At 59.7% G+C, this 23,847-nt stretch carries 22 protein-coding genes; 20 read left to right on the top strand and 2 right to left on the bottom strand.

What is annotated here, in order from left to right; genetic code table 11:
• Nucleotides 1-2 precede the first annotated feature (2 nt).
• Entirely contained in the window at nucleotides 3-365 is a 363-nt protein-coding gene (gene clpS, locus K5R88_RS10360) for an ATP-dependent Clp protease adapter ClpS (RefSeq protein ID WP_015094394.1), read from the bottom strand.
• A 225-nt stretch (nucleotides 366-590) separates the two neighbouring features.
• Here clpS and K5R88_RS10365 point away from each other — a divergent pair, with 225 nt between their 5' ends.
• Nucleotides 591-872, top strand: a complete 282-nt coding sequence (locus tag K5R88_RS10365) for a cold shock domain-containing protein (protein WP_223449314.1) — start codon at nucleotides 591-593, stop codon at nucleotides 870-872.
• Between the two features lie 61 nt (nucleotides 873-933).
• Here K5R88_RS10365 and icd read toward each other — a convergent pair whose 3' ends face one another.
• Nucleotides 934-2,190 carry an NADP-dependent isocitrate dehydrogenase gene (gene icd / locus K5R88_RS10370; protein WP_226299922.1) on the bottom strand — a complete coding sequence of 419 codons (1,257 nt, stop codon included), beginning with the start codon at nucleotides 2,188-2,190 and terminating at the stop codon, nucleotides 934-936.
• Here icd and K5R88_RS10375 point away from each other — a divergent pair.
• The 19 genes from K5R88_RS10375 to nuoJ all read left to right on the top strand — a co-directional run bounded on the left by K5R88_RS10375 (nucleotide 2,189) and on the right by nuoJ (nucleotide 23,847).
• Complete coding sequence (locus tag K5R88_RS10375; RefSeq protein ID WP_032829130.1) at nucleotides 2,189-2,416, top strand: hypothetical protein; 228 nt, start codon at nucleotides 2,189-2,191, stop codon at nucleotides 2,414-2,416. The genes icd and K5R88_RS10375 overlap by 2 nt on opposite strands.
• 268 nt (nucleotides 2,417-2,684) lie before the next feature.
• A complete protein-coding gene (locus tag K5R88_RS10380) occupies nucleotides 2,685-4,910 on the top strand; it encodes an NADP-dependent isocitrate dehydrogenase (protein WP_192419121.1) in 2,226 nt (741 codons plus the stop codon).
• Nucleotides 4,911-5,120: 210 nt separating this feature from the next.
• Nucleotides 5,121-5,567 carry an NUDIX hydrolase gene (locus K5R88_RS10385; protein WP_226299923.1) on the top strand — a complete coding sequence of 149 codons (447 nt, stop codon included), beginning with the start codon at nucleotides 5,121-5,123 and terminating at the stop codon, nucleotides 5,565-5,567.
• 59 nt (nucleotides 5,568-5,626) lie between these two features.
• The gene (mnmA, locus tag K5R88_RS10390) at nucleotides 5,627-6,772 is read left to right on the top strand and encodes a tRNA 2-thiouridine(34) synthase MnmA (RefSeq protein WP_008041236.1); all 1,146 of its coding nucleotides are present in this window, start codon (nucleotides 5,627-5,629) and stop codon (nucleotides 6,770-6,772) included.
• Nucleotides 6,769-7,392, top strand: a complete 624-nt coding sequence (hflD, locus tag K5R88_RS10395; RefSeq protein WP_008032717.1) for a high frequency lysogenization protein HflD — start codon at nucleotides 6,769-6,771, stop codon at nucleotides 7,390-7,392. The genes mnmA and hflD overlap by 4 nt, the downstream gene beginning before the upstream one ends.
• A 127-nt stretch (nucleotides 7,393-7,519) precedes the next feature.
• Complete coding sequence (gene purB, locus K5R88_RS10400; protein ID WP_008032719.1) at nucleotides 7,520-8,890, top strand: adenylosuccinate lyase; 1,371 nt, start codon at nucleotides 7,520-7,522, stop codon at nucleotides 8,888-8,890.
• Between the two features lie 86 nt (nucleotides 8,891-8,976).
• The gene (locus K5R88_RS10405) at nucleotides 8,977-10,146 is read left to right on the top strand and encodes a ribosomal protein uL16 3-hydroxylase (protein ID WP_223436223.1); all 1,170 of its coding nucleotides are present in this window, start codon (nucleotides 8,977-8,979) and stop codon (nucleotides 10,144-10,146) included.
• Nucleotides 10,139-10,564, top strand: a complete 426-nt coding sequence (locus K5R88_RS10410) for a GNAT family N-acetyltransferase (RefSeq protein ID WP_017339601.1) — start codon at nucleotides 10,139-10,141, stop codon at nucleotides 10,562-10,564. The genes K5R88_RS10405 and K5R88_RS10410 overlap by 8 nt, the downstream gene beginning before the upstream one ends.
• 324 nt (nucleotides 10,565-10,888) lie before the next feature.
• The gene (locus K5R88_RS10415; protein WP_223449316.1) at nucleotides 10,889-11,650 is read left to right on the top strand and encodes a secretin N-terminal domain-containing protein; all 762 of its coding nucleotides are present in this window, start codon (nucleotides 10,889-10,891) and stop codon (nucleotides 11,648-11,650) included.
• Between the two features lie 475 nt (nucleotides 11,651-12,125).
• On the top strand, nucleotides 12,126-13,451 hold the full coding sequence (aceA, locus tag K5R88_RS10420; protein ID WP_008032724.1) for an isocitrate lyase: 1,326 nt from the start codon (nucleotides 12,126-12,128) through the stop codon (nucleotides 13,449-13,451).
• 661 nt (nucleotides 13,452-14,112) lie between these two features.
• Nucleotides 14,113-14,526, top strand: coding sequence for an NADH-quinone oxidoreductase subunit A (locus tag K5R88_RS10425; protein ID WP_003223812.1), 414 nt, complete (start codon nucleotides 14,113-14,115; stop codon nucleotides 14,524-14,526).
• Between the two features lie 10 nt (nucleotides 14,527-14,536).
• A complete protein-coding gene (locus K5R88_RS10430) occupies nucleotides 14,537-15,211 on the top strand; it encodes a NuoB/complex I 20 kDa subunit family protein (RefSeq protein ID WP_008032725.1) in 675 nt (224 codons plus the stop codon).
• Between the two features lie 72 nt (nucleotides 15,212-15,283).
• Entirely contained in the window at nucleotides 15,284-17,068 is a 1,785-nt protein-coding gene (nuoC, locus tag K5R88_RS10435) for an NADH-quinone oxidoreductase subunit C/D (RefSeq protein ID WP_008032726.1), read from the top strand.
• Between the two features lie 2 nt (nucleotides 17,069-17,070).
• Nucleotides 17,071-17,568: an NADH-quinone oxidoreductase subunit NuoE gene (nuoE, locus tag K5R88_RS10440; protein WP_008020715.1), complete on the top strand. Its 498-nt coding sequence runs from the start codon at nucleotides 17,071-17,073 to the stop codon at nucleotides 17,566-17,568.
• The gene (gene nuoF / locus K5R88_RS10445) at nucleotides 17,565-18,920 is read left to right on the top strand and encodes an NADH-quinone oxidoreductase subunit NuoF (RefSeq protein ID WP_008032727.1); all 1,356 of its coding nucleotides are present in this window, start codon (nucleotides 17,565-17,567) and stop codon (nucleotides 18,918-18,920) included. Before nuoE ends, nuoF begins: the two co-directional genes overlap by 4 nt.
• A gap of 137 nt (nucleotides 18,921-19,057) precedes the next feature.
• Nucleotides 19,058-21,772 (top strand): NADH-quinone oxidoreductase subunit NuoG, encoded by a 2,715-nt coding sequence (gene nuoG, locus K5R88_RS10450; RefSeq protein WP_008041246.1) that lies wholly within the window; start codon nucleotides 19,058-19,060, stop codon nucleotides 21,770-21,772.
• Nucleotides 21,769-22,776, top strand: coding sequence for an NADH-quinone oxidoreductase subunit NuoH (gene nuoH / locus K5R88_RS10455; RefSeq protein WP_008032732.1), 1,008 nt, complete (start codon nucleotides 21,769-21,771; stop codon nucleotides 22,774-22,776). The genes nuoG and nuoH overlap by 4 nt, the downstream gene beginning before the upstream one ends.
• Before the next feature lie 12 nt (nucleotides 22,777-22,788).
• Nucleotides 22,789-23,334, top strand: a complete 546-nt coding sequence (gene nuoI, locus K5R88_RS10460; protein ID WP_008032736.1) for an NADH-quinone oxidoreductase subunit NuoI — start codon at nucleotides 22,789-22,791, stop codon at nucleotides 23,332-23,334.
• 9 nt (nucleotides 23,335-23,343) lie between these two features.
• Nucleotides 23,344-23,847: an NADH-quinone oxidoreductase subunit J gene (gene nuoJ, locus K5R88_RS10465; RefSeq protein ID WP_008032738.1), complete on the top strand. Its 504-nt coding sequence runs from the start codon at nucleotides 23,344-23,346 to the stop codon at nucleotides 23,845-23,847.

The raw sequence follows: 23,847 nt of genomic DNA on the forward strand, positions 1-23,847 counted from the left end.
GATTAACCGTCCTTCTCGATTTCACAGAGTAGCGGATGCTGGCTTTCCCTGGCGTACTGGTTGACCTGCATGGCCTTGGTCTCGGCAATGTCGCGGGTAAACACTCCACATACTGCCCGTCCTTCTGTGTGGACGGCCAGCATGACCTTGGTCGCCAGCTCGCGATTCAGGTTAAAAAACACCTCGAGCACTTCGACGACGAAATCCATCGGTGTGTAGTCATCATTAAACAAAACCACCTTGTACATCGGCGGCGCCTGTAAAGCAGGCTTGGCCTCCTGAACAGCAATGCCTGCGGAATCGTCGTCGTGTAAATCAGGGCGATCCTGATTGAATGTTAGTCGAATCTGGCTGATTGCATGCATGGAAAGAAAGGTTCGTCAGTTGTGCGAATACAGTAGTGGGGACGGTTATGAACGATTTCAATACCGACTGCCGGGTCACCTTGACTATCGGCAAAACGGTGTTACAACCAATAGAGCCCACAGTGGGTAAAAAAGGTCCGCGGAGTCAATCTTATTTACAGGATTCGACTGCGGATGTACTGGATGATACTCCAGTGATGGAGTCTGTTGCAGAGGGATATGAGCATGGCTGTCGGTAAGGTGAAATGGTTCAACAATGCCAAAGGGTTCGGTTTCATCAATACCGACACCAGTGAAGGTCGCCACGAGGATGGTTGCCTTATTGATTTCTTCGCCCATTATTCCGCCATTGAAATGGACGGGTACAAAACCCTCAAGGCCGGGCAACTCGTGAAATTCGAGATCGTCCAGGGCCCTAAAGGCCTGCACGCCGTGAAGATTACGGCGGCGCCTGCCTCTAACGAACTGCCCACACCCGCCCCCCACAAAGAAACAGTGTCGAACTGACGCAAGCCGTTACCCAGTCATAAAAAAACCGCCCGAAGGCGGTTTTTTTGTGCCGATTCGCTTACATGTGCGAAATCAGTGCATCGCCAAACCCGGAAGACGACACCAGCTTCGCGCCGTCCATCAGACGTTCGAAGTCATAGGTCACGGTCTTCGCGAAAATCGCGCCGTTGGTGCCCTTGATGATCAGGTCGGCCGCTTCGGTCCAGCCCAGGTGACGCAGCATCATCTCGGCGGAAAGAATCAGCGAACCCGGGTTGACCTGGTCCTTGCCGGCGTACTTCGGCGCAGTACCGTGGGTCGCTTCGAACATGGCGATGGTGTCGGACAGGTTGGCACCCGGTGCAATACCGATACCGCCCACTTCCGCCGCCAGGGCGTCGGAGAGGTAGTCGCCGTTCAGGTTCAGGGTCGCGATCACATCGTACTCGGCCGGGCGCAGCAGGATCTGCTGGAGCATGGCGTCGGCGATGGCATCCTTGACGATGACGTTCTTGCCGGTTTTCGGGTTCTTGAACTGCATCCACGGACCGCCATCGAGCAGGGTCGCGCCGAACTCTTCAGCCGCCACTTCGTAGGCCCATTCCTTGAAGGCACCTTCGGTGAACTTCATGATGTTGCCTTTGTGCACGATGGTCAGCGAGTCGCGGTCGTTGTCGACCACGTACTGCAGGGCCTTGCGCGCCAGACGCTTGGTGCCTTGCAGGGACACCGGCTTGACGCCGATACCGCAGTTTTCGTCGAAACGGATCTTGGTGACGCCCATTTCTTCTTTGAGGAACTTGATGACCTTGGTCGCTTCCGGCGAACCGGCCTTCCACTCGATACCGGCATAAATGTCTTCCGAGTTTTCACGGAAGATGGTCATGTCGACGTCGCCTGGCTTCTTGACCGGGCTAGGCACGCCTTCGAACCAGCGCACCGGGCGCAGGCAAACGTACAGGTCGAGTTGCTGACGCAGGGCCACGTTCAGGGAACGAATGCCGCCGCCGACCGGCGTGGTCAGAGGGCCCTTGATGGAAACCACGTAATCCTTGACTGCGTCCAGGGTTTCCTGAGGCAGCCAGGTGTCCTGATCGTAAACCTGAGTCGCTTTCTCCCCGGCGTAGACTTCCATCCAGGAAATTTTGCGCTCGCCGCCGTAAGCCTTCTTAACAGCAGCATCGACAACCTTGATCATGACCGGGCTGATATCAACGCCAATACCATCGCCTTCGATGAAGGGGATGATCGGGTTGTTAGGAACATTGAGAGAATGGTCCGCGTTGACGGTGATTTTGTCGCCGACTGCTGGAACCTGAATCTTCTTGTATCCCATGCTGAACTCCATTGTTTGGATTGAACATCTGGCTTCGTCCGAGCGTACCCCAGTTAAATCGGCGCGCAAACCCTATGTTCTGCCCATCGACTGCAAAGCTGCGCAGTTCGTGTTCTACAAGCCTGAAAGCAAAGGGAAAAGCGCCAAACTCAAGCACGGCCAACGACTCTACGCCCTGCACTCCCCTGCGACCTTTAGACCAATGGACGACAATCGTTACGTATGAACCATCGGCAGATTGCCAGCTACCTATGTATAATGCCGCCCGCTGACCACAGAGTCACGACGGCCGACCTCTCTAGCACGAGACTTTGGACCCGAAAAAGCAGGACTGTTACCGCAGTCCACCCGCTTGACGCTCGACTGATGCACCCAACATCACCGCGCACAAATCTCGACATTCGGCTCATGGATGACTTTGAACGAACGCGCTTACCCGGCGCCCCTCGAGTTTCTGCGCACGCTTTAGCAAAGAAGAGAGAGTTAATCCGAATATGCCCACCCGCTCGAAGATCATCTATACCTTCACCGACGAAGCCCCAGCCCTCGCCACCTATTCACTGTTGCCTATCGTAGAAGCGTTCACCGCTTCGGCTGATATCGCCGTTGAAACCCGCGATATCTCTCTTGCAGGGCGCATCCTGGCCAGCTTCCCCGAGCAATTGGGTGACAAAGCCGTAGCCGACCACCTCGCCGAACTGGGCGACCTGGCCGTTACGCCAGAAGCCAACATCATCAAGCTGCCGAACATCAGTGCTTCGGTTCCGCAACTGCAGGCCGCGATCAAAGAGCTGCAAGCCCAGGGCTTCGCACTGCCGGACTACCCGGAAACCGTGACCAGCGACGCCGACAAAGAAGCCAAGTCGCGCTACGACAAGATCAAGGGCAGCGCCGTGAACCCGGTTCTGCGCGAAGGCAACTCCGATCGTCGTGCCCCGCTGTCGGTCAAGAACTACGCTCGCAAGCACCCGCACAAAATGGGCGCCTGGGCTGCGGACTCCAAGTCCCACGTCGCGCACATGAGCACCGGCGATTTCTACGGCAGCGAAAAAGCCGCCCTGATCGACGCCGCTGACGCCGTCAAAATCGAACTGATCGCTCAAGACGGCACCACCACCGTCCTGAAAGAAAAGACCACCGTGCAAGCCGGTGAGATCCTCGATTGCGCGGTCATGAGCAAAAACGCTCTGCGCAGCTTCATCGCTGCCGAGATCGAAGACGCCAAAGCCAAGGGCGTGCTGCTGTCGGTTCACCTGAAAGCCACCATGATGAAGGTCTCCGACCCGATCATGTTCGGCCAGATCGTTGCCGAGTTCTATAAAGACGCACTGGCCAAGCACGCTGACGTGCTGGCACAGATCGGCTTCAACCTGAACAACGGCATCGGCGACCTGTACGCTCGCATCAAGGCTTTGCCTGCCGAGCAACAAGCGCAGATCGAAGCGGACATCCAGGCGGTCTACGCCGTTCGTCCGTCGTTGGCCATGGTCAACTCCGACAAAGGCATCACCAACCTGCACGTGCCGAGCGACGTGATCGTCGACGCCTCGATGCCGGCGATGATCCGTGACTCCGGCAAAATGTGGGGCACTGACGGTCAGCTGCACGACACCAAGGCTGTGATCCCGGATCGCTGCTACGCCACCATCTACCAGGCCGTTATCGAAGACTGCAAGCTGCACGGCGCTTTCGATCCGACCACCATGGGCAGCGTGCCAAACGTTGGCCTGATGGCGAAAAAAGCCGAAGAGTACGGCTCGCACGACAAGACTTTCCAGATCAAGACCAACGGCGTTGTCCGCGTGACGGACAGCAAAGGCGCCTTGTTGCTGGAGCAGTCGGTTGAAGCCGGCGACATCTTCCGTATGTGCCAGACCAAAGACGCGCCGATCCAGGACTGGGTCAAACTGGCCGTCAACCGTGCTCGCGCAAGCAGCACCCCGGCGATTTTCTGGCTGGACCCAATGCGCGCTCACGACGGCGTAGTGATCGAGAAAGTTCAGGCTTACCTGAAGGATCACGACACCTCCGGCCTGGACATCCGCATCATGTCGCCAGTCGACGCGATGGCCTTCACCCTGGGCCGCACCCGCGAAGGCAAGGACACCATCTCGGTGACCGGCAACGTACTGCGCGACTACCTGACCGACCTGTTCCCGATCATGGAACTGGGCACCAGCGCCAAGATGCTGTCGATCGTTCCGCTGATGAACGGCGGCGGTCTGTTCGAAACCGGCGCCGGCGGCTCCGCACCGAAGCACGTTCAGCAACTGCTGGAAGAGAACTTCCTGCGCTGGGATTCCCTGGGCGAGTTCCTCGCTCTGGCCGCTTCCCTTGAGCACCTGGGCGTTACTTACAACAACCCTAAGGCGCTGGTTCTGGCCAAGACCCTAGACCAGGCCACCGGCCAGTTCCTGGACAACAACAAGTCGCCATCGCGCAAAGTCGGCAACATCGACAACCGCGGCAGCCACTTCTACCTGGCGCTGTACTGGGCTCAGGCCCTGGCCGCCCAGACTGAAGACGCTGCACTGCAAGCGCAGTTCGGCGAGCTGGCAAAAACCCTGACCGAGAACGAGGCGACCATCGTTGCCGAGCTCAACGCCGTTCAGGGCAAGCCAGTGGACATCGGCGGTTACTACCACGCCAATGCCGAGCTGATCAGCAAGGCCATGCGCCCTAGCGCAACCTTCAACGCGGCTATCGCTGCGCTGGTTTAAGGTTGTAAGGATGCAAAAAGAAGCCCCGGCCCAGTGCCGGGGTTTCTGTTTGTGGTTTCTACAATCTATCTGCCGAACACAATCCCTGTAGGAGCCGGCTTGCTGGCGATCGCGGAGTATCAGCCAACAAAATGTTGAATGATAAAACGCAATCGCCAGCAAGCCGGCTCCTACAGGGTCCGTATTTCAATTGGAAATTGAGGAAGCTTTATGGACTGGAAACCCCACATCACCGTCGCCACCATCGTCGAAGACAATGGTCGCTTCCTGATAGTCGAAGAAACCAAGCACGGACGGACGGTACTCAACCAGCCCGCCGGCCACCTCGACCCGAACGAAACCCTGACCGAAGCCGCCGTACGCGAAACCCTCGAAGAAACCGGCTGGGACGTCGAGGCGACCGGCGTGGTGGGCATTTACCTCTACACCGCGCCCAGCAACGGCGTGACGTATCAGCGAGTCTGCTTCATCGCAAAAGCGCTCAAGCACCACCCTGACTATCAGCTGGATGACGGCATCGTCGGCGCAAAATGGCTGACGCGTGACGAACTGCTGGCACAACGCGCAAACTGGCGCAGTGAGCTGATCATCCGTTGTATCGATGATTATCTGGACGGTAAACACTTCGGCCTCGAACTGATCCGCCCTTCTCTTTAGCCTTGTGGGCTGCGGCCTGCTAGAATCGCGTCCTTTTTCAAGACACTCATTGAATCCCTATGCGTGATCCAGCCCCTTCTGACACACAAAAGAAGCGCGTCATTGTCGGCATGTCCGGCGGCGTGGACTCTTCCGTTTCCGCCCTCCTGCTGATCGAGCAGGGTTATGAGGTGGAAGGCCTGTTCATGAAGAACTGGGAAGAAGACGATGGAACGGAATACTGCACCGCCATGGACGACCTGGCGGACGCCCAGGCCGTGTGCGACAAAATTGGCATCAAGCTGCACACCGCCAACTTCGCCGCCGAGTACTGGGACAACGTGTTCGAGCACTTCCTGGCCGAATACAAGGCTGGTCGCACGCCGAACCCGGACATCCTGTGCAACCGCGAAATCAAGTTCAAGGCGTTCCTCGACTACGCCATGGTGCTCGGTGCCGACCTGATTGCCACCGGCCACTACGTGCGCCGCCGCGACATCGACGGCCGCACCGAACTGCTCAAGGGCCTGGACCCGAACAAGGACCAGAGCTACTTCCTGCACGCCGTCGGCGGCGAACAGATCGCCAAGACCCTGTTCCCGGTCGGCGAGCTGGAAAAACCACAAGTGCGGGCGATTGCCGAGAAATACGAACTCGCCACCGCGAAGAAAAAGGATTCCACCGGAATCTGCTTTATCGGCGAACGCCGCTTCAGCGACTTCCTCAAGCAATACCTGCCGGCGCAGCCAGGCGAAATCAAAACCACCGAAGGTGAAGTCATCGGCCGCCACCACGGCTTGATGTACCACACCATCGGCCAGCGTCAGGGCCTGGGCATCGGCGGCTTGAAAGACGCCAGCGACGAGCCGTGGTACGTGCTGATCAAGGACCTGGAGCACAACGAACTGATCGTTGGCCAGGGCAATGACCACCCTTACCTGTTCTCCCGCGCCCTGCTCGCCTCGGACATCTATTGGGTCAACCCGATCGACCTGAGCGAGCCGCGCAAGCTGACCGCCAAAGTGCGATATCGCCAGAGCGACCAGTCGTGCACGCTGGAGAAAACCGCCACCGGCTACCGCGCGACCTTCGATGAGCCGCAACGCGCGGTCACTCCGGGTCAGTCCGTGGTGTTCTACGACGGCGAAATCTGCCTCGGCGGCGGCGTGATTGAAGTGGCGGAACCGTGGACCAGCAAAGGCACCCTTCAAGGCGAGCAGCAATGAGCCCCACTCAGGAGCAACTGACGGCGCTGGGCGGCGTGTTTCTCGCCGCCGTCCTTGTCGACAAGATCGCCAAGACCGGCCAGACCAGCGAAGCCGGCCTGACGTGCATGCTTGGCAGCCTGCTGATTCGCGACCCCAAGGACACGCTGGAAGTCTACGGCGGCGACGACATCAATCTGCGCGAAGGTTATCGCGCACTGATCGGCGCCCTTGAACGTGACCCGAGCACCCTGCAGCGCGAACCGCTGCGCTACGCCCTGGCAATGCTCGGGCTGGAACGGCAACTGGCCAAGCGCGGCGACATGCTCGAGGTGATCGGCAAACGTCTGCCGCAGATTCAGTCCCAGGTCGAACACTTCGGCCCGGCGCACGAAAATGTGATCGCCGCCTGCGGCGCGCTGTACCAGGACACCCTGAGCACCTTGCGCCAACGGATTCAGGTTCACGGCGACATGCGCAACCTGCAGCAGCCGAGCAACGCTTCGAAGATCCGCGCGCTGTTGCTGGCCGGGATTCGTTCGGCGCGCCTGTGGCGGCAGTTGGGCGGTCATCGCTGGCAGTTGGTCGTCAGCCGCCGCAAATTGCTGAAAGAGCTTTACCCGCTGATGCGCAGCAGCTGAACCGCGCCCGCAACACCGTTTTGTAGTCAGTAACGCGTAATACGCTGGTCAGTTGGCAACGGACCGGCGGATTTTTTCATGTATGATACGCGCCCCATTTCGTTGCCCGACTGTCCGAGAACACCCCATGCAGCTTTCTTCGCTCACTGCGGTTTCCCCTGTTGACGGCCGCTACGCCGGCAAAACCCAGGCCCTGCGCCCAATTTTCAGCGAATACGGCCTGATCCGTGCTCGCGTGCTGGTTGAAGTGCGCTGGCTCCAGCGCCTCGCCGCTCACCCTGCCATCAGCGAAGTGCCGGCGTTCTCCGCCGAAGCCAACGCTGTGCTGAACACCCTGGCGGAAAACTTCTCTCTGGAGCACGCCGAGCGTGTCAAAGAGATCGAGCGCACCACCAACCACGACGTCAAAGCCATCGAATACCTGCTCAAAGAGCAAGCGGCCAAGCTGCCGGAACTGGCGGCTGTCAGCGAATTCATCCACTTTGCCTGCACCAGCGAGGACATCAACAACCTGTCCCACGCCCTGATGCTGCGCGAAGGCCGTGATGACGTCATGCTGCCACTGATGCGCCAGACTGCCGAAGCCATCCGCGAACTGGCCATCCGTTTCGCTGACGTGCCGATGCTGTCGCGCACCCACGGTCAACCGGCCTCGCCGACCACCCTGGGCAAAGAACTGGCAAACGTGGTTTACCGTCTGGAGCGTCAGATCGCTCAAGTCGCTGCCGTTCCGCTGCTGGGCAAGATCAACGGCGCTGTCGGCAACTACAACGCTCACCTGTCGGCCTACCCTGAGATCGACTGGGAAGCCAACGCCCGCGCCTTCATCGAAGACGAGCTGGGCCTGGGCTTCAACCCGTACACCACGCAGATCGAACCGCACGACTACATCGCCGAGCTGTTCGACGCGATCGCGCGCTTCAACACCATCCTGATCGACTTCGACCGCGACATCTGGGGCTACATCTCCCTGGGTTATTTCAAACAGCGTACCATCGCTGGCGAAATCGGTTCGTCGACCATGCCGCACAAGGTCAACCCGATCGACTTCGAAAACTCCGAAGGCAACCTGGGCATCGCCAACGCACTGTTCCAGCACCTGGCGAGCAAACTGCCGATCTCCCGCTGGCAGCGCGACCTGACCGACTCCACCGTACTGCGCAACCTCGGTGTCGGCTTCGCCCACAGCGTGATCGCGTACGAAGCCAGCCTCAAAGGCATCAGCAAACTGGAGCTCAACGCTCAGAAAATCGCTGCTGACCTCGATGCTTGCTGGGAAGTCCTGGCCGAGCCGATCCAGACCGTGATGCGTCGCTACAACATCGAAAACCCGTACGAGAAGCTGAAAGAGTTGACCCGTGGCAAGGGCATCAGCCCTGAAGCACTGCAAACTTTCATCGACGGGCTGGACATGCCTGCCGCCGCCAAGGCCGAGCTGAAACTGCTCACCCCGGCGAACTACATCGGCAACGCTGTAGAGCAAGCCAAGCGCATCTGATCGACCGCTTTACCCGTTTGAGACGCCCGGCAGCGCCGGGCGTTTTTATTCCCGTCTGAAAAGTGCTTTTTTTCAATAGGTTACACATGAATCCTGACATTCCTCTTCAACTTCTGGGCGGCATCACGGCGCGCGAATTCCTGCGTGACTACTGGCAGAAAAAACCCCTGCTGATCCGTCAGGCGATCCCTGATTTCGAAAGCCCGATCGACGCCGACGAACTGGCTGGCCTGGCGCTGGAAGAAGAAGTTGAATCGCGCCTGATCATCGAGCACGGCGAGCGTCCTTGGGAATTGCGCCGCGGCCCGTTCGCCGAAGACGAATTCAGCAAGCTGCCGGAAACCGAATGGACCCTGCTGGTGCAAGCGGTTGACCAGTTCGTGCCAGAAGTCAGCGAACTGCTGGAGCAGTTCCGCTTCCTGCCGAGCTGGCGCATCGACGACGTGATGATCAGCTTTGCCGCGCCGGGTGGCAGCGTCGGTCCGCACTTCGACAACTACGACGTGTTCCTGCTGCAAGGCCACGGCAAGCGCAACTGGAAAATCGGCCAGATGTGCAACTCCGACAGCCCGCTGCTGCAACACGCGGACCTGCGCATCCTGGCTGATTTCGAAGCCACCGATGAGTGGGTCCTGGAACCGGGCGACATGCTCTACCTGCCGCCACGCCTGGCCCACTGCGGCGTGGCCGTCGATAACTGCCTGACCTACTCCGTAGGTTTCCGCGCACCGAGCGCCGCTGAAGTGCTGACCCACTTCACCGACTTCCTCAGCCAGTTCCTGACTGACGAAGAGCGTTACACCGACGCCGATGCCCTGCCGGCAGTTGATCCGCATCAGATCCAGCACGACGCCCTCGATCGCCTGAAAGCCCTTCTGGCTGAGCACATGAGCGACGAACGCCTGCTGCTGACCTGGTTCGGCCAGTTCATGACTGAACCGCGCTACCCGGAACTGGTGGTCGGCCCTGAAGAAATCGAAGAAGACGACCTGCTTGCCAGCCTGGAGCAAGGCGCCGTACTGATCCGCAACCCGAGCGCCCGCATGGCCTGGTCCGAAGTCGATGACGACCTGCTGCTGTTCGCCAGCGGTCAGAGCCGTTATCTGCCGGGCAAACTGCGCGATCTGCTGAAGTTGATCTGTGCCGCCGATGCGCTGCACATCGACAACCTCGGCGAATGGCTGAGCGACGAAGACGGTCGCGGCTTGATTTGCGAACTGATCAAGCAAGGAAGCCTGGGGTTTGCCGATGAATAAAATTCACGTACGTGTCGCAGACTGGCAAAAGGATAACGCCGAGATCCGGCGCATTCGTGAGACGGTGTTCATCGCCGAGCAATCCGTTCCGCCCGAGCTGGAATGGGATGCAGATGACGCGACAGCAGTGCATTTCCTGGCCTTCGAAGGTGACTTTCCGATTGGCACCGCACGCTTGCTGCCCGACGGGCATGTTGGCCGGGTTTCGGTGCTGAAAGACTGGCGCGGTTTGAAGGTTGGCGATGCGCTGATGCAAGCGGTGATCGGTGAAGCCGAGAAGCGCGGGCTGAAGCAGCAGATGCTGAGCGCGCAGGTGCAGGCGACGGCGTTCTATGAGCGCCTGGGCTTCAGCCTGGTCAGTGAGGAGTTCCTGGAAGCCGGGATTCCGCATGTGGACATGGTGCGGCACTCGGCTTAAAACCGTGGCGCGGCCTTCGCGAGCAAGCTTCGCTCCTACAGGTACAGCGTGATCCCTTGTAGGAGCGAGGCTTGCCCGCGAAGAGGCCCGAAAGCACCCCACAAAACGCCCCGCCATCTTCGGATGCCGGGGCGTTTTGCTGTCTACGATTCAACTTGCCCCACGCCGGGCCGACAAACTGGCAAACTCAAGACCTGTAGGAGCGAGCCTGGTCGCGATGGTCGTGAGAGCGCCGCGGGATATCAGGCTTCCAGCGTCATCGTTGACGACCATCGCCAGCAAGCTGGCTCCTACGCACAAACTTCAAGGCCGGAGATAACGGATATGTCCCTACGCACCCTGCTCACCACGCTGCTGCTGACCTGCAGTTTTTCGGTCATGGCAGCCACCGAGATCGTGCCGTTGAACTACCACACCAGCGCCGACATGCTGCCGATGGCGCAGGACTTTATCGGCAAGGACGGCCAGGTCAGCGCCTATGGCAACCAACTGATCGTCAATGCCGATCAACGCAAGATCGACGAACTTAAAGCGCTTATCGCCCAACTCGACACTCAGCCCAAGCGCCTGCTGATCACCGTCGACACCAACGAAAACAACTTCCAGGGCGATCAGGGTTACTCGGTGAACGGCGCCAAACCCAGCCAGACCCGAATCATCAATCGCAGCACCGAAAGCCGTGACGGCGGCATTCAGCAAGTCCAGGCCAGCGAAGGCACACCGGCGCTGATCCAGGTCGGCCAGAGCGTGCCACTGACCAGCACGCAGATCGATTCGTATGGCGATCCCCGCAGCCAGACCGAATACCGCAACGTCACCCAGGGTTTCTATGTCACCGCCAGCATCACCGGCGACATCGTTCACCTGTCGATCAGTACCAACCGTGACCGCATGAGCCAGGAACGTCCCGATGTAGTGAACGTGCAAAGCACCGACACAACCGTCACCGGCCGCCTCGGCGAATGGATCACCCTCGCTGGCGTGAATCACCAGACTCAGGCCGACAAACAGGGCATGACCCGCAGCTACTCGACTCAGGGCCGGGATGACATGACCCTGCGGGTGAAAGTCGATACTTTGGACTAAACCACCAAAAACTGACTGATTAGTCGTATTAGACCAAAGATGTAGTGCCATAAAAAAAGCACTACAAAACGTTTGACGAGCCAAAAAAGCGAAGGCATGATGGCCTCGCTCCCGCTAATCAGGGGCCCTGGCAAGGGCCTTCGAGGCGATGCTCGCACCTACCCCGCGAGCCGTTTCGTGTCTGTACCGCCCACAAGGTGTGTTTGACGAGGTTGCCGACTGGAACGAAGTTGTCCCGAGGGACGGAAGCGTATTTAGGTAACCCGGCATCACACTGAAGTTCGTATAAAGGCCCACGACGCCCGAATGCGCTCGCCAGTCCGCCCTTACCTGCTCACTTCCCCTCGAGCCCATCGTTCATCCCGTCGCCAACCCCGCCGAATTCGACTTGACCGCCTAAGCTTCTGGTCTGCGAGCGCATGAATTTTCCACCGCAGAACAACTTTCCGTAAAAGACGCGACGAGGTTTATCTCCATGGCACTGACACGCGAACAGCAAATTGCAGCCCTCGAAAAAGACTGGGCTGAAAACCCACGCTGGAAAGGCGTGACACGCGCTTACTCCGCTGCTGACGTCGTCCGCCTGCGTGGCTCGGTTCAACCTGAGCACACCTTTGCAAAACTCGGCGCCGAGAAGCTCTGGAACCTGGTCACCCAGGGCGCCAAGCCGTCCTTCCGTCCTGAGAAAGATTTCGTCAACTGCATGGGCGCCCTGACCGGCGGCCAGGCTGTACAACAAGTCAAAGCCGGTATCCAGGCGATCTACCTGTCGGGCTGGCAGGTTGCTGCGGACAACAACTCCGCCGAATCGATGTACCCGGACCAGTCGCTGTACCCGGTGGACTCGGTTCCAACCGTGGTCAAGCGCATCAACAACTCGTTCCGTCGTGCCGACCAGATCCAGTGGAAAGCCGGCAAGGGCCCGGGCGACGAAGGTTACATCGACTACTTCGCACCAATCGTGGCTGACGCCGAAGCCGGTTTCGGCGGCGTACTGAACGCCTACGAGCTGATGAAGAGCATGATCGAAGCAGGCGCCGCCGGCGTTCACTTCGAAGACCAACTGGCGTCCGTGAAAAAATGCGGCCACATGGGCGGCAAGGTACTGGTTCCTACCCAGGAAGCCGTACAGAAGCTGACCGCTGCCCGTCTGGCGGCTGACGTTGCCGGTACTCCGACCATCATCCTGGCACGTACCGACGCTAACGCGGCTGACCTGCTGACTTCCGACTGCGACCCGTACGACCAGCCATTCGTGACTGGCGAACGTACCCAGGAAGGCTTCTACAAAGTGCGCGCTGGCCTGGACCAGGCAATCGCTCGCGGCCTGGCTTACGCTCCGTACGCCGACCTGATCTGGTGCGAAACCGCCAAGCCGGACCTGGACGAAGCCCGTCGCTTCGCTGAAGCGATCAAGAAGGAATACCCGGACCAACTGCTGTCGTACAACTGCTCGCCTTCCTTCAACTGGAAGAAAAACCTGGACGACGCGACCATCGCCAAGTTCCAGCGCGAACTGTCCGCCATGGGTTACAAGCACCAGTTCATCACCCTGGCCGGCATTCACAACATGTGGCACAGCATGTTCAACCTGGCGCACGACTACGCCCGCAACGACATGACTGCCTACGTGAAGCTGCAAGAGCAGGAATTCGCCGACGCCGCCAAGGGTTACACCTTCGTGGCTCACCAGCAGGAAGTGGGCACCGGCTACTTCGACGACATGACCACCGTGATCCAGGGCGGCTCTTCGTCGGTTACCGCACTGACCGGTTCGACTGAAGAAGAACAGTTCCACTGATCTGCTTCGCCTGAACGAACGGCCGTTGCGGACCGAATAAAAAGCTAACCGCAACGCCGCACATCTGACGCCCCGACTGGTTCGGGGCGTTTTTTTTGCGTTCATTTTTTACACGATACGGCCCCTGTAGGAGCGAGCGGTGCGGCGATCCGACTTGCCCGCGAAGAATGCGCCGCCGTGCTTCTGGCATACCGCGTCATCGTTCTTCGCGGGCAAGCCTCGCTCCTACAGAGGGTGGGGACGGTGGTGATTCAGGAAAAATCCTTGATCCAGCGCAGTTTCACGATCAGAAAAACAGGGTAAAACGGTGCCGCCCGCTACTTGCAGTAACGCGCATATAAGACAACTTTCCACCCACCTACCCGTTAAACAGTTTGAAAACCGCTTCAAACAATATTGATTATCATTTAGCTCAAACTATGTTCGTTACATTCCCTACAAAACATAATTGATGAAAAGCCTGCTAATGCCCGCAACGCATGGGCTGCGGGACTTTGGAGGTGCGCTATGTCCTTATTCCTATAAATAATTTCGCTATAGGAATTTTACTTGCACGGTGTTGTGCCATAAAATCAGCGGGATTGATTGCTGCGACATATCGTCACTGCTTTGTTTCTTTTTCAAGCTCAGAGACCTTTGCTCTCTGTTAAGGATTACCAGCATGCCCGAAGCGACAGGACTCATGGCCCACAACTGGGGCTTTGCCATTTTCCTTCTGGGCGTCGTCGGCCTTTGCGCCTTCATGCTCGGCGTCTCCAGCCTCCTCGGGTCAAAAGCCTGGGGCCGCAGCAAAAACGAACCGTTCGAGTCCGGCATGCTACCTACAGGTGGCGCCCGCTTACGGCTCTCAGCCAAATTCTATCTGGTCGCGATGCTCTTCGTGATCTTCGATATCGAAGCCCTTTTTCTCTTTGCCTGGTCTGTGTCCGTCCGCGAAAGCGGCTGGACCGGATTCGTCGAAGCTCTCGTTTTCATAGCAATTCTGTTGGCAGGCCTTGTCTACCTATTCCGAGTGGGCGCCCTTGACTGGGCTCCGGAAGCTCGTCGTAAGCGGCAAGCGAAGCTGAAACAATGAGGCTTTGGCAATGCAATACAATCTCACCAGGATCGACCCCGATGCTCCTAACGAGCAGTATCCGATTGGCGAACGGGAAACCGTTTCCGATCCGTTAGAAGATCAAGTCCACAAAAACATCTTCATGGGCAAGCTCGAAGACGTGCTTAACGGCACGATCAACTGGGGGCGCAAGAACTCCCTGTGGCCGTATAACTTCGGCCTTTCGTGCTGCTACGTGGAAATGACCACCGCCTTCACGGCGCCCCACGACATCGCGCGCTTTGGCGCGGAGGTTATCCGGGCATCGCCGCGTCAGGCGGATTTCATGGTTATCGCCGGTACCTGCTTCATCAAGATGGCGCCGATCATTCAGCGTCTCTACGAGCAAATGCTCGAACCTAAATGGGTCATCTCCATGGGTTCGTGCGCCAACTCCGGTGGCATGTACGACATCTACTCAGTCGTTCAAGGGGTGGACAAGTTCCTGCCCGTGGACGTCTACGTGCCTGGCTGCCCGCCTCGTCCTGAAGCTTTTCTGCAAGGCTTGATGCTCTTGCAGGAGTCGATTGGACAGGAGCGTCGTCCGCTTTCCTGGGTCGTTGGCGATCAAGGCGTGTATCGCGCCGAGATGCCTTCCGAGAAGGACAAGCGCCGCGAACAGCGAATCGCAGTCACCAACCTGCGCAGCCCCGACGAAGTCTGATCCAGATCTGCTTCTTATATAGAACGAGACACTGGCTTCATTCTTTACGTTGACCGAAAGCGATAAATAACCATGACTACAGGCAGTGCTCTGTACATCCCGCCTTACAAGGCAGACGACCAGGATGTGGTCGTCGAACTGAATAACCGTTTTGGCCCCGAGGCGTTCACCGCCCAGCCTACCCGCACCGGCATGCCGGTGCTTTGGGTTGCCCGTGCCAAACTCGTCGAAGTGATGACCTTCCTGCGCAACCTGCCCAAGCCGTACGTCATGCTCTATGACCTGCACGGCGTGGACGAGCGTCTGCGCACCAAGCGTCAAGGGCTGCCAAGCGGCGCCGACTTCACCGTGTTCTATCACCTGATGTCGATCGAACGTAATAGTGACGTGATGATCAAGGTCGCCTTGTCCGAGAGCGACCTCAGCGTGCCGACCGTCACCGGGATCTGGCCGAACGCCAACTGGTACGAGCGTGAAGTGTGGGACATGTACGGCATCGACTTTGCCGGCCACCCGCACCTGACCCGCATCATGATGCCGCCGACCTGGGAAGGTCACCCGCTGCGCAAGGACTTCCCGGCCCGTGCCACCGAGTTCGACCCGTTCACCCTGAACCTGGCCAAGCAACAGCTTGAGGAAGAAGCCGCGCGCTTCAAGCCTGAAGACTGGGGCATGAAGCGTTCCGGTGCGAACGAGGACTACATGTTCCTCAACCTTGGTCCCAACCACCCTTCCGCGCACGGTGCGTTCCGCATCATCCTGCAGCTGGACGGTGAAGAGATCGTCGACTGCGTACCGGACGTCGGCTACCACCACCGTGGTGCCGAGAAGATGGCCGAGCGTCAGTCCTGGCACAGTTTCATCCCGTACACCGACCGTATCGACTACCTCGGCGGCGTGATGAACAACCTGCCGTACGTGCTCTCGGTCGAGAAGCTGGCCGGCATCAAGGTGCCCGAGAAGGTCGACGTCATCCGCATCATGATGGCCGAGTTCTTCCGGATCACCAGCCACCTGCTGTTCCTGGGTACCTACATCCAGGACGTCGGCGCCATGACCCCGGTGTTCTTCACCTTCACCGACCGCCAGAAGGCGTACACGGTGATCGAAGCCATTACCGGCTTCCGTCTGCACCCGGCCTGGTACCGCATCGGTGGCGTCGCCCACGACCTGCCGCGCGGCTGGGAAAAGCTGGTGAAAGACTTCGTCGAGTGGATGCCAAAGCGTCTGGACGAATACCAGAAAGCCGCCCTGGACAACAGCATCCTGCGTGGCCGGACCATCGGCGTCGCTGCCTACAACACCAAAGAGGCCCTCGAATGGGGCGTCACCGGTGCAGGCCTGCGTTCGACCGGTTGCGACTTCGACCTGCGTAAAGCGCGTCCATACTCGGGCTACGAGAACTTCGAATTCGAAGTGCCGCTGGCCGCCAATGGCGATGCCTACGACCGTTGCATCGTGCGCGTCGAAGAAATGCGCCAGAGCATCAAGATCATCGACCAGTGCATGCGCAACATGCCGGAAGGCCCGTACAAGGCGGATCACCCGCTGACCACGCCGCCGCCGAAAGAGCGCACGCTGCAGCACATCGAGACCCTGATCACGCACTTCCTGCAAGTTTCGTGGGGCCCGGTCATGCCGGCCAACGAATCCTTCCAGATGATCGAAGCGACCAAGGGCATCAACAGTTATTACCTGACGAGCGATGGCGGCACCATGAGCTACCGCACCCGGATTCGCACCCCAAGCTTCCCGCACCTGCAGCAGATCCCTTCGGTGATCAAAGGCAGCATGGTCGCGGACTTGATTGCGTACCTGGGTAGTATCGATTTCGTTATGGCCGACGTGGACCGCTAAGCATGAACAGCACGCTTATCCAGACAGACCGTTTCACCTTGAGTGAAACCGAGCGCTCGGCCATCGAGCACGAGCTGCATCACTACGAAGACCCGCGCGCGGCGTCGATCGAAGCCCTGAAGATCGTCCAGAAGGAACGTGGCTGGGTGCCTGACGGCGCCCTGTACGCGATCGGCGAGATCCTCGGCATCCCGGCGAGCGACGTTGAAGGCGTGGCGACTTTCTATAGCCAGATCTTCCGTCAGCCAGTCGGTCGCCACATCATTCGCGTCTGCGACAGCATGGTCTGCTACATCGGCGGCCATGAATCGGTAGTCAGCGAGATCCAGAGCAAACTCGGCATCGGCCTGGGCCAGACCACCGCCGACGGTCGTTTCACCCTGCTGCCGGTCTGCTGCCTCGGCAACTGCGACAAGGCGCCGGCGTTGATGATCGACGACGACACTTTCGGTGATGTGCAGCCTGCCGGCGTTGCCAAATTGCTCGAGGGCTACGTATGACCCTGACTTCCTTCGGTCCTGCCAACCGCATCAAGCGTTCGGCCGAGACTCACCCGCTGACCTGGCGTCTGCGTGACGACGGCGAAGCTGTCTGGCTCGACGAGTACCAGGCCAAGAACGGTTACGCGGCTGCGCGCAAAGCCTTCGCCGACATGGCTCAGGACGACATCGTCCAGACCGTGAAAGACGCCGGCCTGAAAGGTCGCGGCGGTGCAGGCTTCCCCACGGGCGTGAAGTGGGGCCTGATGCCGAAAGACGAATCCATCAACATCCGCTACCTGCTGTGCAACGCGGATGAAATGGAGCCGAACACCTGGAAAGACCGCATGCTGATGGAGCAACTGCCCCATCTGCTGATCGAAGGCATGCTGATCAGTGCCCGCGCGCTGAAAACCTACCGTGGCTACATCTTCCTGCGTGGCGAATACACCACCGCCGCCAAGCACCTCAACCGTGCCGTGGAAGAAGCCAAGGCAGCTGGCCTTTTGGGCAAGAACATCCTGGGCAGCGGCTTCGATTTCGAGCTGTTCGTCCACACCGGCGCCGGGCGTTACATCTGCGGTGAAGAAACCGCACTGATCAACTCCCTCGAAGGCCGCCGCGCCAACCCGCGCTCCAAGCCGCCCTTCCCTGCCGCCGTTGGCGTGTGGGGCAAGCCGACTTGCGTGAACAACGTTGAAACCCTGTGCAACGTCCCGGCGATCATTGCCGATGGCGTGGACTGGTACAAATCGTTGGCTCGCGAAGGCAGTGAAGACATGGGCACCAAGCTCATGGGCTTCTCCGGCAAGGTCAAGAACCCGGGCCTGTGGGAATTGCCATTCGGCGTCACCGGTCGCGAGTTGTTCGAAGACTACGCCGGCGGCATGCGCGACGGTTACAAGCTCAAGGCCTGGCAGCCAGGCGGCGCCGGTACCGGCTTCCTGTTGCCTGAACACCTGGACGCACAAATGTACGCCGGCGGCATCGCCAAAGTGGGCACCCGTATGGGTACCGGCCTGGCCATGGCGGTGGATGACAGCGTCAACATGGTTTCCCTGCTGCGTAACATGGAGCAGTTCTTCGCCCGCGAATCCTGCGGCTTCTGCACCCCTTGCCGCGATGGCCTGCCATGGAGCGTCAAGCTGCTGATGGCCATCGAGAACGGCGAAGGCCAGCCAGGCGACATCGAGACCCTGCTGGGTCTGGTCGGTTTCCTCGGCCCAGGCAAGACCTTCTGTGCTCACGCACCGGGTGCCGTGGAGCCGTTGGGCAGCGCAATCAAATACTTCCGCCATGAGTTCGAAGCCGGCATCGCGCCTGTCAGCGCCGTCGTCCCGCCTCTGGCAAGGCCGATCGTAGTCGGCGCTTAACGCTTAAAAAAGGCGAACGGTCCGTGCCGTTCGCCTTCTCGTGTGATGACGCCTTGAACGGCTGTGTTGATTCACGCGAATAACAAGATTCCATTAGCCACGCCCGCTGACACCGGGCCAACGAAGAACTTTGAACCATGGCCACTATCCACGTAGACGGCAAAGAGCTCGAAGTCGATGGGGCAGACAACCTGTTACAGGCATGTCTGTCGCTAGGCCTCGATATCCCTTATTTCTGCTGGCACCCTGCCCTTGGCAGCGTTGGCGCTTGCCGCCAGTGCGCGGTCAAGCAGTACACCGACGAGAACGACACCCGTGGTCGCATCGTCATGTCCTGCATGACCCCTGCCACCGACGGCACCTGGATCTCCATCGAAGATGAAGAGTCCAAGGCCTTCCGCGCCAGTGTTGTTGAATGGCTGATGACCAACCACCCGCACGACTGCCCGGTCTGCGAGGAAGGCGGTCACTGCCACCTGCAAGACATGACCGTGATGACCGGCCACAACGAGCGCCGTTATCGCTTCACCAAGCGTACCCACCAGAACCAGCAACTGGGCCCGTTCATTTCCCACGAAATGAACCGCTGCATCGCTTGCTACCGCTGCGTACGCTTCTATAAGGATTACGCTGGCGGCACCGACCTTGGTGTGTTCGGCGCCCACGACAACGTGTACTTCGGTCGCGTTGAAGACGGCGTACTGGAAAGCGAATTCTCCGGCAACCTCACCGAGGTCTGCCCGACCGGTGTGTTCACCGACAAGACTCACTCCGAGCGCTACAACCGCAAGTGGGACATGCAGTTCTCGCCGAGCATCTGCCATGGCTGCTCCAGCGGTTGCAACATCTCCCCGGGCGAGCGTTACGGCGAACTGCGTCGGATCGAAAACCGCTTCAACGGTTCGGTCAACCAGTACTTCCTGTGCGACCGTGGCCGTTTCGGCTATGGCTACGTCAACCGCGAAGACCGCCCGCGTCAGCCTCTGCTGGCCAACGGCACCAAGCTGAGCCTCGACGAAGCGCTGGATAAAGCGGCTGACCTGCTGCGCGGTCGCAACATCGTCGGTATCGGTTCGCCGCGTGCCAGCCTCGAAAGCAACTACGCGTTGCGCGAGCTGGTCGGCGCCGAGCACTTCTACTCCGGTATCGAAGCCGCCGAGCTGGAACGCATTCGTCTGGTCATGCAGGTGCTGAAAGACAGCCCGCTGCCGATCCCGAACATGCGCGACATCGAAGATCACGACGCCATCTTCGTCCTCGGCGAAGACCTGACCCAGACCGCCGCCCGTATGGCGCTGTCCCTGCGTCAATCGGTCAAGGGCAAGGCAGAAGACATGGCCGACTCCATGCGCGTTCAGCCTTGGCTCGACGCTGCGGTGAAGAACATCGGTCAGCACGAGCTGAACCCGCTGTTCATCGCCAGCCTGGCTGAAACCAAGCTCGACGACATCGCCGAAGAGTGCGTTCACGCCGCTCCAGACGACCTGGCCCGCATCGGTTTCGCCGTGGCTCACGCCCTCGATGCCAGCGCCCCAGCGGTTGAAGGCCTCGACGCCGAAGCCCTCGAACTGGCCAAGCGCATTGCCGACGCCCTGCTCGCGGCCAAGCGCCCACTGATCATTGCCGGTACCTCGCTGGGTTCCAAAGCATTGATCGAAGCCGCCGCGAACATCGCCAAAGCCCTGAAGCTGCGCGAGAAGAACGGTTCCATCAGCCTGATCGTGCCAGAGGCCAACAGCCTCGGCCTGGCCATGCTCGGTGGCGAATCGGTCGACGCCGCGCTGCAAGCGGTGATCGATGGCAAGGCCGACGCCATCGTCGTGCTGGAAAACGATCTGTACACCCGTACCGACAAAGCCCGTGTCGATGCCGCCCTGACCGCCGCGAAAGTGGTGATCGTTGCCGACCACCAGAAAACCGCCACCAGCGATCGCGCGCACCTGGTTCTGCCAGCCGCCAGCTTCGCTGAAGGCGACGGTACGCTGGTCAGCCAGGAAGGCCGCGCCCAGCGCTTCTTCCAGGTCTTCGATCCGAAGTACATGGACGCGAGCATCCTGGTTCACGAAGGCTGGCGCTGGCTGCATGCCCTGCGCGCTACCTTGCTGAACCAGCCGATCGACTGGACCCAACTGGACCACGTCACCGCTGCCGTCGCTGCAAGCACGCCGCAACTGAACCGCATCGTCGATGCCGCACCGTCCGCCTCGTTCCGCATCAAGGGCATGAAGCTTGCCCGCGAACCGCTGCGTTACTCGGGTCGTACCGCCATGCGCGCTGACATCAACGTGCACGAACCGCGTACCCCGCAAGACAAGGACACCGCGTTCGCCTTCTCCATGGAAGGTTACTCGGGCTCGGCCGAACCGCGTCAGCAAGTGCCTTTCGCCTGGTCTCCGGGCTGGAACTCGCCGCAAGCCTGGAACAAGTTCCAGGACGAAGTTGGTGGTCACATCCGCGCTGGCGACCCGGGCACCCGCCTGATCGAAAGCACCGGTGATTCGCTGAACTGGTTCTCGGCTGTTCCGCGCGCCTTCAACCCGGCGCCGGGCACCTGGCAGGTCGTGCCGTTCTTCCACCTGCTCGGCAGCGAAGAGAACTCTTCGAAAGCCGCACCGGTTCAGGAACGCATCCCGGCCGCCTACGTCGCCTTGGCCAAGTCCGAAGCGGATCGCCTGGGTGTCAACGACGGTGCCCTGCTGAGCTTGAACGTTGCCGGCCAGACCCTGCGTCTGCCGCTGCGCATCAACGAAGAGCTGGGTGCTGGCCTGGTCGCATTGCCGGCCGGTATCGCGGGCATTCCGCCAGCGATCTTTGGCAAATCCGTTGACGGTCTGCAGGAGGCAGCTCAATGACCTGGTTCACGCCTGAAGTGATTGACGTGATCATCGCGGTCCTCAAGGCCATCGTGATTCTGCTCGCCGTGGTGGTGTGCGGCGCGCTGCTGAGCTGGGTCGAGCGTCGTCTGCTCGCCCTCTGGCAGGACCGTTACGGTCCGAACCGCGTCGGCCCGTTCGGCGCGTTCCAGATCGCGGCCGACATGATCAAGATGTTCTTCAAGGAAGACTGGACCCCGCCGTTCGCCGACAAGATGATCTTCACCCTGGCACCGGTCGTGGCCATGAGCGCCCTGCTGATTGCCTTCGCGATCATCCCGATCACCCCGACCTGGGGCGTGGCGGACATCAACATCGGCATCCTGTTCTTCTTCGCCATGGCCGGTCTGTCGGTCTACGCGGTGTTGTTCGCCGGCTGGTCGAGCAACAACAAGTTCGCCCTGCTGGGCAGCTTGCGGGCCTCGGCACAGACCGTGTCGTACGAAGTGTTCATGGGCCTGTCGCTGATGGGCATCGTGATCCAGGTCGGCTCGTTCAACATGCGCGACATCGTTGAATACCAAGCGCAGAACCTGTGGTTCATCATTCCGCAGATCTTCGGTTTCCTGACCTTCTTCATCGCCGGCGTCGCCGTGACTCACCGTCACCCGTTCGACCAGCCGGAAGCGGAGCAGGAACTGGCTGACGGTTACCACATTGAATACGCCGGCATGAAATGGGGCATGTTCTTCGTCGGCGAGTACATCGGCATCGTGTTGATTTCGGCGCTGCTGGTGACCTTGTTCTTCGGTGGCTGGCACGGTCCGTTCAACATTCTGCCGCAGATCCCGTTCATCTGGTTTGCACTGAAAACCGCGTTCTTCATCATGATCTTCATCCTGTTGCGCGCCTCGATTCCGCGCCCACGGTATGACCAAGTGATGGACTTCAGCTGGAAGTTCTGCCTGCCGCTGACCCTCGTCAACATGCTGGTGACCGCTGCGATCGTGTTGCTCAACACGCCCGCCGTCGCGGCTCAGTGAGGATAGAGAATCATGAAGTACATATTTGACATCGTGCATGGCTTCTTCACCCAGCTTCGCAGCCTGGTGATGATTTTCGGCCACGCCTTCCGCAAGCGCGACACGCTGCAGTACCCGGAAGAACCGGTCTACCTGCCGCCGCGCTACCGTGGCCGTATCGTCCTGACCCGCGACCCTGATGGCGAAGAGCGTTGTGTAGCCTGCAACCTGTGCGCCGTGGCGTGCCCGGTCGGGTGCATCTCGCTGCAGAAAGCTGAAACCGAAGACGGTCGCTGGTACCCGGACTTCTTCCGCATCAACTTCTCGCGCTGCATTTTCTGCGGCCTCTGCGAGGAAGCCTGCCCGACCACCGCGATCCAGCTGACACCGGATTTCGAGATGGCCGAGTTCAAACGTCAGGACCTGGTTTACGAGAAAGAAGATCTGCTGATCTCCGGCCCCGGCAAAAACCCTGATTACAACTTCTATCGTGTTGCAGGTATGGCGATTGCCGGGAAGCCGAAAGGCTCCGCGCAGAATGAAGCCGAACCGATCAACGTGAAGAGCTTGCTGCCTTAAGGAAGAAAGATGGAATTCGCTTTCTATTTCGCATCGGGTATCGCTGTGGTGTCCACGCTTCGCGTGATCACCCACACCAACCCTGTGCACGCCCTGCTCTACCTGATCATTTCGCTGATCGCCGTGGCCATGACGTTCTTCGCCCTCGGCGCACCGTTTGCCGGTGTTCTGGAAGTGATCGCCTACGCTGGCGCCATCATGGTGCTGTTCGTGTTCGTGGTGATGATGCTGAACCTGGGCCCCGCCTCGGTTCAGCAAGAGCGCGTCTGGCTCAAGCCCGGCATCTGGCTCGGCCCGGTGATTCTCGGCGCCCTGCTGCTGGCTGAACTGCTGTACGTGCTGTTCAGTCACCAGAGCGGCCAGGCCGTCGGCCACACCACCGTAGACGCCAAGGCCGTGGGCATCAGCCTGTTCGGTCCGTACCTGCTGGTGGTCGAACTCGCCTCGATGCTGCTGCTCGCCGCAGCCGTGACGGCGTTCCACTTGGGCCGTAACGAAGCCAAGGAGCAATGA

Source organism: Pseudomonas sp. MM213, from assembly GCF_020423045.1.
Taxonomy (GTDB): Bacteria; Pseudomonadota; Gammaproteobacteria; order Pseudomonadales; family Pseudomonadaceae; genus Aquipseudomonas; species Aquipseudomonas migulae.

Excerpts from the sequence above, each read along its gene's own strand:
- clpS (WP_015094394.1), bottom strand. The coding sequence starts at position 365 with ATGCATGCAATCAGCCAGATTCGACTAACATTCAATCAGGATCGCCCT.
- K5R88_RS10365 (WP_223449314.1), top strand. The coding sequence starts at position 591 with ATGGCTGTCGGTAAGGTGAAATGGTTCAACAATGCCAAAGGGTTCGGT.
- K5R88_RS10375 (WP_032829130.1), top strand. The coding sequence starts at position 2,189 with ATGCTGAACTCCATTGTTTGGATTGAACATCTGGCTTCGTCCGAGCGT.
- icd (WP_226299922.1), bottom strand. The coding sequence starts at position 2,190 with ATGGGATACAAGAAGATTCAGGTTCCAGCAGTCGGCGACAAAATCACC.
- K5R88_RS10380 (WP_192419121.1), top strand. The coding sequence starts at position 2,685 with ATGCCCACCCGCTCGAAGATCATCTATACCTTCACCGACGAAGCCCCA.
- K5R88_RS10385 (WP_226299923.1), top strand. The coding sequence starts at position 5,121 with ATGGACTGGAAACCCCACATCACCGTCGCCACCATCGTCGAAGACAAT.
- mnmA (WP_008041236.1), top strand. The coding sequence starts at position 5,627 with ATGCGTGATCCAGCCCCTTCTGACACACAAAAGAAGCGCGTCATTGTC.
- hflD (WP_008032717.1), top strand. The coding sequence starts at position 6,769 with ATGAGCCCCACTCAGGAGCAACTGACGGCGCTGGGCGGCGTGTTTCTC.
- purB (WP_008032719.1), top strand. The coding sequence starts at position 7,520 with ATGCAGCTTTCTTCGCTCACTGCGGTTTCCCCTGTTGACGGCCGCTAC.
- K5R88_RS10405 (WP_223436223.1), top strand. The coding sequence starts at position 8,977 with ATGAATCCTGACATTCCTCTTCAACTTCTGGGCGGCATCACGGCGCGC.
- K5R88_RS10410 (WP_017339601.1), top strand. The coding sequence starts at position 10,139 with ATGAATAAAATTCACGTACGTGTCGCAGACTGGCAAAAGGATAACGCC.
- K5R88_RS10415 (WP_223449316.1), top strand. The coding sequence starts at position 10,889 with ATGTCCCTACGCACCCTGCTCACCACGCTGCTGCTGACCTGCAGTTTT.
- aceA (WP_008032724.1), top strand. The coding sequence starts at position 12,126 with ATGGCACTGACACGCGAACAGCAAATTGCAGCCCTCGAAAAAGACTGG.
- K5R88_RS10425 (WP_003223812.1), top strand. The coding sequence starts at position 14,113 with ATGCCCGAAGCGACAGGACTCATGGCCCACAACTGGGGCTTTGCCATT.
- K5R88_RS10430 (WP_008032725.1), top strand. The coding sequence starts at position 14,537 with ATGCAATACAATCTCACCAGGATCGACCCCGATGCTCCTAACGAGCAG.
- nuoC (WP_008032726.1), top strand. The coding sequence starts at position 15,284 with ATGACTACAGGCAGTGCTCTGTACATCCCGCCTTACAAGGCAGACGAC.
- nuoE (WP_008020715.1), top strand. The coding sequence starts at position 17,071 with ATGAACAGCACGCTTATCCAGACAGACCGTTTCACCTTGAGTGAAACC.
- nuoF (WP_008032727.1), top strand. The coding sequence starts at position 17,565 with ATGACCCTGACTTCCTTCGGTCCTGCCAACCGCATCAAGCGTTCGGCC.
- nuoG (WP_008041246.1), top strand. The coding sequence starts at position 19,058 with ATGGCCACTATCCACGTAGACGGCAAAGAGCTCGAAGTCGATGGGGCA.
- nuoH (WP_008032732.1), top strand. The coding sequence starts at position 21,769 with ATGACCTGGTTCACGCCTGAAGTGATTGACGTGATCATCGCGGTCCTC.
- nuoI (WP_008032736.1), top strand. The coding sequence starts at position 22,789 with ATGAAGTACATATTTGACATCGTGCATGGCTTCTTCACCCAGCTTCGC.
- nuoJ (WP_008032738.1), top strand. The coding sequence starts at position 23,344 with ATGGAATTCGCTTTCTATTTCGCATCGGGTATCGCTGTGGTGTCCACG.